The sequence below is a fragment of the Microcystis sp. M179S2 genome, assembly GCF_020245805.1.
In the GTDB taxonomy this organism is placed as follows: domain Bacteria; phylum Cyanobacteriota; class Cyanobacteriia; order Cyanobacteriales; family Microcystaceae; genus Microcystis; species Microcystis aeruginosa.
This window is the reverse complement of record NZ_JADBUE010000223.1, coordinates 1-10424: the sequence shown is the minus strand read 5'-3', so window position 1 is coordinate 10424 and position 10424 is coordinate 1. Positions and strand designations below refer to the sequence as shown.

The following is a 10424-nucleotide window of genomic DNA, read 5'->3' as shown; positions in this document are numbered from 1 at the left end:
GGAGCATCTCACCTTTGTAACCCCTAAATCAGGTTTTTATGTCAAGCTATTTTGAAAGCCTTGCTAGAAACCAGTTTTATGGATAAGTATAATTACTCACTTGCATAAATGAGATGCTCCCTATAACCTCGTCCAACAATTGAAGCGATTACCTCTTTGTTCATTAGACATCTCCAAAAATTATAACCCAGTCACAGCTTACTTTTAGCCTATGTACTAATTAAGTAGTTCGATAACTGAAATGTATATCTATCGTTGCTAATTCAGTTTCACTGAAAAAATATGAGGCGATTAAAATAATTTTTATTCGGGTAGATTCCTTAACTAGAAAGACTTTTGGTCTTAAGATAATATTAGGTCGAGGTCTATTTCTTCGAGTCGTTGACCAATTAACAAACGTAATTCCTCTAAGTCTCTAGGTAGTTTCCATCTCAATCCTTTTTTAGATATTGCCAAATCTGTTCAATTGGATTAGATTCTGGGCAATGTGGTGGCTGAAACCTGAGAATAATGTTCTCAGGTATTTTTAGTTTTTTTGCCTTATGAAACCTGCCATTATCTAACTGTATTATCAAAATACCATCGGCAAAATATTCAGAAAATAATTCTAAAAATATTTGAAAACATTGACTGTTTAAATGAGTAAATTCATAAAAGAAATGCTCTCCTGTCTTCGGCTCTACCACCCCATAGATATACGTTGCTTGAAATTGACCCTGCACTTTCCCGTAAGGTTTTACCCCTTTTGCTGTTATTTTTCTCCCGCTGATTGTTTTTAGTCCCAGACGAGTTTCATTTTGACATCAAAAGCGAATTTTCCCTATATTACTCATAATTGTTATCGCTACAAAACTCAGTATTGCCAAATTTTCTAGGAGTTTTTTTAAAAAATCTTCTAACCTTTCTTCTGATTGTTCTAGGCTTTTTGTTCTAGCTATTTTTGAGACGCTTTTAGCCGATAATATACTAATTTGTGTACGGTTTTGTACTTGGCTTCTCTCCCTAATTTTTCCTCTAACCATTCACAAATCTCGACCTGAATATCAAACCCTTCCTTTTCTTTTAATCTTTTTTATAAGGCTTTTTCTGCCCACAGGGGAACTTTTCTTGGTCTTCCTGTACTGACTTTTTTAGACAATAATTTTTCCAGTCCCCCTTGACGATATTTTCCTAACCAATCTTGTACGGTGACTCTATTTCTTCCTAGCATTTCGGCGGCTTCTGTCACCGTTTTTGCCTTTTTTGTCTTTAATAAGTACAATAATTGTATTCTTTCTTTTCCTGAACCGGTTTTTTCTTGTCTAAGCAGTTCCTTGAGTTCTGCTTCACTTTCAGATATTTCTATCTTATAAACTCCTGCTATATTTTTCCTTTAACTCTACTAATATGATATTCTACCCTATCTGTAGTCAGATTTTGGAGAATTGGGATAACTTTACCTCATTATCTCTTGATTTTCCCCTCCCCCCGTAGTCCCCCTCTCAGTGGACTAGACTGTACGGTATGATTGGGGGGAGTTAGTCTAAACTCCCGTTATGGGTTGACAGGGATTTTCCGAGAGTGATAGAAGAGCGATACTCTTGATGGCAAGACAAAATGACTGCGATAATCATACCGTTACTGCGGTTTAGCACTCTGTGCAAGATTTTTACGACATAAGAGTACATATACGGAAGGAACAAAATATAACGCCATTAAAGTGGCGCCACCTAACCCACCGACAATACTAATCGCAAGAGGTGGCCAAAAACCACTGGGATCAAATAATAAAGGGATAAACCCGATAATCGTGGTTAAGGTGGTCGCTACCACATGACGAGTTGCACGAATCACCACATTTCGAGTTGCTCGACGTGAACCAAGGCTGGCTTGAGCATCATGACGCAAAGCGTCAAGAATTACGATTGAATCATTAACACAGATTCCTAACAGTCCAACGATCCCTAAAATCGCTGTAAACCCAAAAGGATAATTAAACAAGGCCAATGATCCTAAGCCTAGTCCTAAGGATAAAATCGCAACAAGAATAATAATACTTGCCATACGGAAAGAATTAAAAGTGAGGACTAAACTGGCCACCATAACGATCGCTAAAACCCCAAGAGTTGCAATCAAATTACTTAAAGCATCCTGACGTTCTCCTTGTTCTCCGCCAAAATCCCATGAATAACCATAGGGTAACTGAAAATTACTCATTTCTAATCGTTTTTCAAACTCAGAGAGTACCTGTTCCGGTAATACACCAGCCGGAATAAAACCCTGTATGGTATTCATCCGTTGGCCATTACGACGTGAAATAGCAACAATATCTGGCAAAATTTCCACCGTCCCCACAGTAGATAGGGGAACAATTGTCGATGAAGTTGCAGAATTTCCCGAAGATAAGAGGTTTAATGAGCTAATTTCAGCTAGATTGCTCCGTTGACTATTAGAAGTCCGAACTCTCACAGGTAGTTCTTTTGTTCCTTCTAAAATCGAGCCTCCGACTGTTCCCTCTAAACTGGTGTCTAATTGACGAGCAACGGCTCTTTTATCTAACCCTGCTAAACGTAGCTTTTCTTCATTAAGATTGACAGCTAATTTGGGCAAACTTTCGCTTAAAGTGGCGCGAGTATGGATGACATTGGGTGTTTTGGCTAACTCAGTGCGGATTTGATCGCCTAAAGCCTGTAATTGGGCTAAATCTGAGCCATATAAGCGTAATTCAATGGGTGCATCAAAAGGAGGACCCTGTTCTAATTGTCGGACAATAATTTGCCCATGGGGAAAGGCTTGATCTAATTCTTGCTGTAAGGTGCGAATTAACGCACCCGACTTGACGTTTTTCTGAAGTTGAACAATTCCTTGCGCGTAATTAGGAGATTGTTCTCGATTTTGTAAGACATTGTAGTAAAAAGAGGGCGCACTTTTCCCAATAAACCATTGAACGTCTTGAATTTCAGGATGCTGTAAGATTAACTTTCGGGCTTGCATCACTTGAGACTGGGTTTCGGGTAAAGACACACTGATGGGTAATTCAAAGGTTAAATGAAATTGTTCGCGATCGGTGGGGGGGAAAAACTGTTGTTGTAGGGTAGGAAAGCTAATAAAACCCCATAAGGGAAGAATAAGAATAAGGGCGATCGCTAATAAGGGACGTTGAAAAGTGCGATCTAAACTCCACTTATAAAGATAGGTTAAACGAGAATGGGTAAATCCGCTTTGCCACCAATATCCATTTGTGGGGGTTGGTTGCCAATGATGTAATCTTCCCGCTAAGGCGGGAATCACGGTGACAGATAGAATAAACGAGCTAATTAGGGCTAAAATTACGGTTACTCCAATCGTTCCGGTAAATTCTCCAGTTGCTCCTGAAGCGGTAGCAATGGGCAAAAAAGCGATAACACTGGTAAAGGTAGAAGCGAGTAAGGGAATAAAAATATGATGTACGGTAGTAGCAACGGCTTTGAGCGGTGATATACCTTCTTCTTCTTTTAAAGCCATTTGCACCTCATCAACCACAATAATCGCATTATCAATTAATAACCCCAAAGCAATGATTAGTCCTGTTACCGAAATTTGATGTAGGGGAATGCCTAACACCTTCATACTGCCAAAAACCATCAAAACTGATAAGGGAAGGGATGTTCCCACGATTAAAGATGACTTCCAGCCCATGATCACAAAGGTGATCCCAAAAACCAAGATAGCACCAATAATCAGGTTTGATAAAACCGAGTCCAGTTGTTGCTGCACATAACGACTTTGATTAAAGATAATGTGTAGGCCAATTCCTTGAGGAAGGTTTTTTTCAAATCTTTCTAACTTAGCCTTGGCGACTGTCATCCAAGAATCTAAGCGTCTATCAGATTCCACAAAAGCAGCAATTGCGATCGCCCGTTTTCCCTTAATCATCGAGACTTCTCTGGGGGGATCTTCAATTCCTTTACTAATATTTGCAATATCACCTAATCGCACTACTTGACTAGAAGCACCTGATTTAATTGATAAACGATTTAAACGGTCTAAAGAATCTAATTCTCCTTCAATTTCCAGCAATAAGTTACTTTGTTCGCTTCGTAATTGGCCGGCAGCAACTTTGGCATCACTTTCTAAGATTTGTTGAGAAAGGGACTGTATAGTTAACCCTAAATTGGTTAATTTTTGAGGATCAACTTCCACTCGAATTTCTTCCGTAGGATTGCCAAATAATTCAACTTTTTCTGTTCCTTCAATTGACCGTAAATCATCTTCTAATTCTTGCGCCCAACGGCTCAAAATGCCATAATTCGGAGGGCTTGATAATTGCCAAGTTAAAGCAACAATTAAGGCGTTGGCTTTGGGTTTTGATTCTTCAAATTCAGGGAGAGAAGTTCCCGATGGTAATTGAGAAACAGCATCATTGACTTTATCACGAATTTGTGACCAAACGGGATCAACATCGGTAATTTGGTCATTTAATTGAATGGTAATGCTGGAGAAGCCAAGCTGAGAGGTAGAATCAATATTTTGAATTTCTTCGACTTCTAGTAAAGCTTGTTCTAATTTATCAGTAACTAGCGTTTCTACTCGTTCAGGGGTTGCGCCAGGAAATTGGGTGTTAATGACCGCAAAACGAGGGGTTAACTCGGGATCTTCCATACGAGGTAAACTGAAAAAGGAAGATAGTCCCCAAACGGCGATCGCCAGAATGGTTAAAATTAATAATCGGACGTTTTTATAAAAGATAGAAGACATAGGAGAATGATGAATTAAGAACTGAGAATTATGAATTTCGGGGGAGAAAGTAATAAGTAATAAGTAGGGTTTGCGGCAAAAAGTTTTTCGGTGGGGGCAGGGTGTGGGGTGTAGGGTGTGGGGTGTAGGGTTTTACCCATTTTCAGGTGGTCAATTACCTAATTTTCAGGGAAAAAGTCCCGGAATTTTCTCCGCGATCACTCCCAGATCTGGTACTTTTTGATTTCCCAAAAGTCTAAAAGTCTTACCCAACAAGGTTTTTAGATTTATTCAGCAAACCCTAAGTAGGGAGGCACAATTATTTGTCGGATGGGTTAGCGGTAGCGTAACATAATCGGGCGTTGGGTTTCATGCTTCAACCCAACCTACGTTCTGCTGATAACTGCTCACTGTTTACTGTTTACTGATTTTTACCTTTTGCCCCGAAATAATGCGATTTGTGCCATTAGTAATCACTTTTTCGGTTCCGTCTAATGTTCCTCGCACGAGAACTCGCTCCCCATCGGTGTATAAAACCTCCACATCCCGACGTTCTACGACAAATCCTTGGGCTGCATTCCCATCTCCTAAGACATAAATTGACCATAATCCTCGAATTCCCTTAACAAGAGCGGTACTAGGTAGCCAATAACCTGAAGTATTAATGTTTTGTTGCCATTGCCAGGTGACAATTTGTCCAGTGGTTAGTAGGGGCGAGGTAACCTCGCCGCTACTTCCTGCTCCTTTAACTTGAAAAACCACCGTCACGGTACGACTAGCACCATCTAGTTCAGGTAAAATTGCCTTAACGGTCGCTGAATAAGATTTTTGGTCAATTTTTAGGGTTTGTGATTGTCCGATCTTAATCTCAGAAGTCAGGGACGTAGGAACACCAATATGGGCTTTAACGCCGTCTAATTGTACCAAACGCACCACCCCTTGACCTGCTTGTACCGCCGTTCCTTGATCGAGATAACGTTTTTGAATTTTGCCCGAAAAAGGGGCTTTAAGAACGGTCTTTTCTAAATCAAGTTCAATACCAGCTAAACGACTATCTAGCTGTTTAATAGCTGCTTTTTGGGCTTCAATCACTTCCCTGCGAGTCCCTGCTAACAACTCATCCAGTTGACTTTGAGCCTGTTTAACCCTTGCTTGCTGTTGAGTTAAGATTTCAGGGCGTGTTCCTGCTAATAGCTCATCTAATTGGCTCTGGGCTTCATTAACCCTTGCCTGTTGACTATCCATATCTGTGACCACTTCGTCAAACTGTTCAAGAGAAATAGCACCTTGCGTATAAAGATTCTGTCGTCGCTCCCGTTTACTACGAGCCAAAGCTAATTGTGCTTGGAGGGTTTTCAAACGCGCTTGGGCTGCCGCAATGGTTTCAGTGCGAGGTCCCACTTCCATCTCTTGTAGTTGAGCTTTTTCTTGAGCCAAATTTGCCTGGGCTGCGGCAATGGTTTCAGCACGAGAACCCGCCTCCATTTCTTTTAATTGTGCTAAAGCCTGTTGTTTTTGGGCTAATAAGTCTTGTGTTTGGGCGATTAATTGACGGTCATCTAAACGAGCAAGGGGCGTTCCTTGATTCACCCATTGTCCTTCTGTCACCAGCAGTTGAGTCATTGTTCCTCCTCGTTCAAACCCTAAATCACTGGTATTTTGAGCGACAATTTCCCCAGTGTAAGTTCGAGACTGTTGATAAGCATTGACCTGTACTAGCCGGTCAATTTCAACGGGGAGAAGATGTTCATTTTCGGCAACAGAAGGGGCGATTGGTTGAGTTGGTTGACTCATTGACCCAATCCCATAACCAACTCCTAACAATAAAAGTCCCCCAAGATACCATCGCCGAACCCCTTGGAAACGGCGTTTTGATTGTTTTTGAGGTTCAGAAGAGGTGGCAGTGATTTTTAGGGGATATTCCGACATAGGAGGTGACATAGGATGGTTATCTGACATAAGTTAACGTGAAGACTGGGATGGGTCTGAGCTTATCTACAACTGCTATCTTATTCTTTCCGAATTTTATTTTTCAAACGACACCCCACTGCCATAATGCCTAAACTCATTAAGCCAAGAGTAACAGAAGGTTCAGGAGTCGAAACAATTCTCAGTTGCAGGGGAAATTGAATAGAAACCACGGGATTTAATGGGCCAATTGAGGGATCGATAAAAACGTCATCTGGAACAACGGCGGCATCTTCACTGACTAATTGTACTTTATTAGAACCCACATCGGCTAAGAAAGCATTGGCTAATCCGTCAAATTCTCCCAGCAGGCCAGCTACCTTAGAAACACTAAAGGGATCACTAATAATCGCTTCAGAGTCATCATCAGGAGCAGTGGTTGCGCCATATTCTAAGAATGAATAAATATCGCTATAACCAAAGCTAATAATTTTAGTGGTATCTAACAATAAAAAGCTTTCCACTTCCTTAGAATTAGCAGCATAAATGCGTTCTTCTAGAGAAGACGTAGGAGAGGAAAAATAGTTCTGTCCATTAATATCATCTCCTAAATTCCAACTCTTGGTAAAATCCCTGTTTTTAGGACCAAAACTAAACCCAATACGCTCAACATTAATACTGTTATTGGTGAGGAAAGTCGCAAAGTTAGAAAATCCGGTGATATTATTTAACAAGGTGGCTGCCCGTGTTGCACCTAGAGGATTAACCAAGTTTTCGGGACTAAAATCAATCCCCGCAGCATAATAGGGGGCTGGATTTCCTGGTGAATTTAAACTGGTTTCAGTGTGACCGGCGCCATAGCCCACAAATCCTTGAGGAGTCGGGTCTGTTCGTTTTCCAAATAACCGCAAACAGTTATTAGAAGCAATAGGCCGAGTTGCAAGAAATTGGATGGAACTAAAATCAAATAAATCACCTGTTTCACAACTAGCAGCACGAGTGGGAAGGGGAGCTAATAAAGTGGCTGTTCCAGCGGTAGTTAGCCCAAGCAATAAAGCAAAATGACGCATAGACATGAGTTTTTTCCTAATTCAAAATAGAGAGATTCTGAAAAACCTTTTGTAGTTTTTGCTGATGAGCATATTTCTAAATTGCTGAAGATTAGAGATTTAGATAGATTAATTTTAGATTTGATGATTAAGTTTTTTTAAGTTCAATCTATCTAGACATCATCTAAGTAGGGAGGCACAATTATTTGTAGGATGGGTTAGCGGTAGCGTAACATGAGCAGGCGTTGGGTTTCATGCTTCAACCGTTCGGACCTCGGCGTGAGACTTCGGCGTGAGCTTTTGTCGAACGCTCGGTCGAACGCTGAGATCACGGCCGAAGCCCAACCTACGTTCATCTTATATTTAATTCCACCCACCCACTTATATCTAGTTTAAAATAGGAAAGTCCTCAGCAAAATGGAGAATCTTTGGCAGAAGACGACTTTGACTGCGATTAACAGCCCGAAAGTATCGACTAATGTGAATCTCTTTCTTCCTTTAATCCGCTTCCCCGCATCATAACCCACCTCTTGATTAATCATCGTGGCGGTTTTGACCGATTGGCTGTCTAAAACTCCCGCGCTCGCCGCCGTTAGATGACCTTCCATCGTCCTGACGTAATCCCGGAGACAGTCATGGATTTTCAGCCATGTTCCGTCTTGAGTCCACTTTCTCAAGTAGTAGTAAGCTAAGACGCATCTTAACCGCCTATCCTTAAATTAGCTAAATCTCCCCTAAGGGACTTGCGTGGGAATAATATCCCAGCCAGAAAATCGCTCTGTAGAAGAATCAGACCAGCCAGATGGCGTATGATCAAAGCGCCAGTCCCTTAGCTGCGGGGGCTCTCGAAGGCTCTCCTCCTACTTAGAGTGATCAGCAAACCTGAGCGAGCGGAGGGCGCAGGTTCCTGGCACCCCGACAGCAACGGATTTTGTCCAGAATGTAGGGGCGAACTGCGTTCGCCCAAAAGGTACATTATCAAAGCGCAAGTCCCTAATCCCTTTATTTTTGCCTCTTGCAAGAGTGCAAGAGTGCCTCATCTCAACAGGCAATTTAAATGCGCGGGCAGCTTATACTGTCTCGTCAGGCGGGTAGTCCTGGGGCAGCCGCCGCCACACGCATTGCCTACAGAGGACGTAAAATAGGGCGTTGATGACACCGATGCAAAAGTTAGTTCGGGTCTAGGTTTTAAGAAATTCCGCCAAAGAAGATTGGCTCTCCTCTTATTTGTGTGATAAGTTTAACTGAGTATAGGAGCGATCAATCTTTGTGTCTTTGTGATTCGTTCCACTCACTCGCCAAGAGGATTGTATCTTAGAATACATTTTACCCACCAAACCTAAGAGAGCCGAAGATTCATATCTCAAATCAGCAACGCCTTGCATGACTACTTACTATAATTTGAAGTGCGGAATGTGGGTTTTAAAAATTTGCGGAAAGACGCATCTCCGCTTGTAGAGGAAAGACAAGCTCAATACAGCGCTTTCCGAGACGGAACATCCCATGCAATCACCGAAAGGCTTACTGTATAAGGACTTCAACCCTAGTAGTTGTACTTGAGCGATCAGCCAAGTGCTGTAATTTCCTGATCAAGAATTAAGAAGATCCGGAAATCAGTTTTGTTTGTGATGGAGTGAAAACTATCTTTTGGGGTCAAAAAATTATCTATTTTGAAAATTATAGGAACAGTCTCATGCTTTTAACTCCAAACTGTAACCCTCTTAACTCCCTTAACTTCTCTCATTCTACGGCTAACTTTCTTAATGCCGTCCCTCAGCAAGAAATAGCTGAATCCATATCTGTTATTCAATATTTAATCAATCAAATCCCTGAATCTGTATTGTGGATCGATTCCCAAGGACGGATTAAGCATTACAATGATGCGGCTTGTGCTTTATTGGGATATTCCAGAGAACAGTTATCTAATTTGACTATAGAAGAAGCTGCTCAAGATTTTTTAAACTCAGATTGGTCTAGATACTGGAAATTAATTCAACGTCGAGGTTTTGGACGTTTGATCACACAACATCCTTATTATGAGGACTATCAATCCCTCGATATTACGGTTCACCTTCTCAAATATGGAGATCAAGATTATATAAGCATAGTAGCTCGTTCTTTAAATTTTCTAGAATCTGAAAAAGATGGCTATGCTTGCAGAATTCATCCTTCTGTTAACTCAAAACAAGCTCCTCAATCGTTGATACAGCCTTCTTCTACCCCGCAACCGAATTTCTTTGATTCTTTGGCTTCTTTCTACCCTAATAGTTCTCAATTAAAACCCGTTTTTGAGTTTATTGAGGCAAATTATAGTCAACCGATTACCCTCAATGATGTGGCTGGAGCGGCTGGTTATTCTCCTGCTTATTTAACCAATTTAGTTAAGCGTCGCACCGACAAAACGATTATTCATTGGATTGTGGAACGAAGAATGCTAGAAGCCCGATCCTTGTTACTGAAAACCCATGAGTCAATTACCAAAATTGCCGCCACCGTTGGGTTTACTGACCCCTATTATTTTTCCCGTCGCTTTAGTCAGTTACATAAAGTATCTCCTAAACGTTGGCGAGAAAAATATCAAACTCAAGTAGCTTAAATGATGGCTGAGTTTTAGGTTTTAGGTTCTAAGTATTGGGACTTAAACAAATTTCAAGCCCAAATAAAGCCTAAACTGGCTTTGTAAGCGGCAAACACATCCCGATTCTCGGTCAGCCACTCAAAGAAACGGAAAGACATCGCTGTCCGAAAAGCTTCTAAAGCTTCCACAAAAGT

The 10424-nt window shown here is 41.1% G+C and carries 8 protein-coding genes and 1 pseudogene; 2 read left to right on the top strand and 7 right to left on the bottom strand.

The genetic code is table 11. The features are described from left to right. Positions 1-431: 431 nt before the first annotated feature. The 4 genes from IM500_RS13880 to IM500_RS13865 all read right to left on the bottom strand — a co-directional run bounded on the left by IM500_RS13880 (position 432) and on the right by IM500_RS13865 (position 4716). Positions 432-755 carry a transposase gene (locus tag IM500_RS13880; RefSeq protein ID WP_287738709.1) on the bottom strand — a complete coding sequence of 108 codons (324 nt, stop codon included), beginning with the start codon at positions 753-755 and terminating at the stop codon, positions 432-434. A gap of 48 nt (positions 756-803) precedes the next feature. Next, positions 804-1022 carry a hypothetical protein gene (locus IM500_RS13875; RefSeq protein WP_242034590.1) on the bottom strand — a complete coding sequence of 73 codons (219 nt, stop codon included), beginning with the start codon at positions 1020-1022 and terminating at the stop codon, positions 804-806. A gap of 50 nt (positions 1023-1072) precedes the next feature. Further along, positions 1073-1228 (bottom strand): helix-turn-helix domain-containing protein, encoded by a 156-nt coding sequence (locus tag IM500_RS13870; RefSeq protein ID WP_287738708.1) that lies wholly within the window; start codon positions 1226-1228, stop codon positions 1073-1075. A 389-nt stretch (positions 1229-1617) separates the two neighbouring features. Next, complete coding sequence (locus IM500_RS13865) at positions 1618-4716, bottom strand: efflux RND transporter permease subunit (protein ID WP_190721097.1); 3099 nt, start codon at positions 4714-4716, stop codon at positions 1618-1620. Between the two features lie 59 nt (positions 4717-4775). Between IM500_RS13865 and IM500_RS24795 the strand changes: the two are divergent. After that, positions 4776-4955: pseudogene (locus IM500_RS24795) on the top strand (hypothetical protein). 154 nt (positions 4956-5109) lie between these two features. On the opposite strand, the gene IM500_RS13855 reads toward IM500_RS24795, so the two are convergent. The 3 genes from IM500_RS13855 to IM500_RS24790 form a co-directional block, all read right to left on the bottom strand. Next, positions 5110-6636 (bottom strand): efflux RND transporter periplasmic adaptor subunit, encoded by a 1527-nt coding sequence (locus IM500_RS13855; protein WP_242034588.1) that lies wholly within the window; start codon positions 6634-6636, stop codon positions 5110-5112. Between the two features lie 68 nt (positions 6637-6704). Further along, a complete protein-coding gene (locus tag IM500_RS13850) occupies positions 6705-7679 on the bottom strand; it encodes a PEP-CTERM sorting domain-containing protein (RefSeq protein WP_287738706.1) in 975 nt (324 codons plus the stop codon). 365 nt (positions 7680-8044) lie between these two features. Further along, the gene (locus tag IM500_RS24790; RefSeq protein WP_190721088.1) at positions 8045-8329 is read right to left on the bottom strand and encodes a transposase; all 285 of its coding nucleotides are present in this window, start codon (positions 8327-8329) and stop codon (positions 8045-8047) included. 1016 nt (positions 8330-9345) lie between these two features. On the opposite strand from IM500_RS24790, the gene IM500_RS13840 reads away from it, so the two are divergent. Then, a complete protein-coding gene (locus tag IM500_RS13840) occupies positions 9346-10248 on the top strand; it encodes a helix-turn-helix domain-containing protein (RefSeq protein ID WP_287738705.1) in 903 nt (300 codons plus the stop codon). Positions 10249-10424 lie beyond the last annotated feature (176 nt).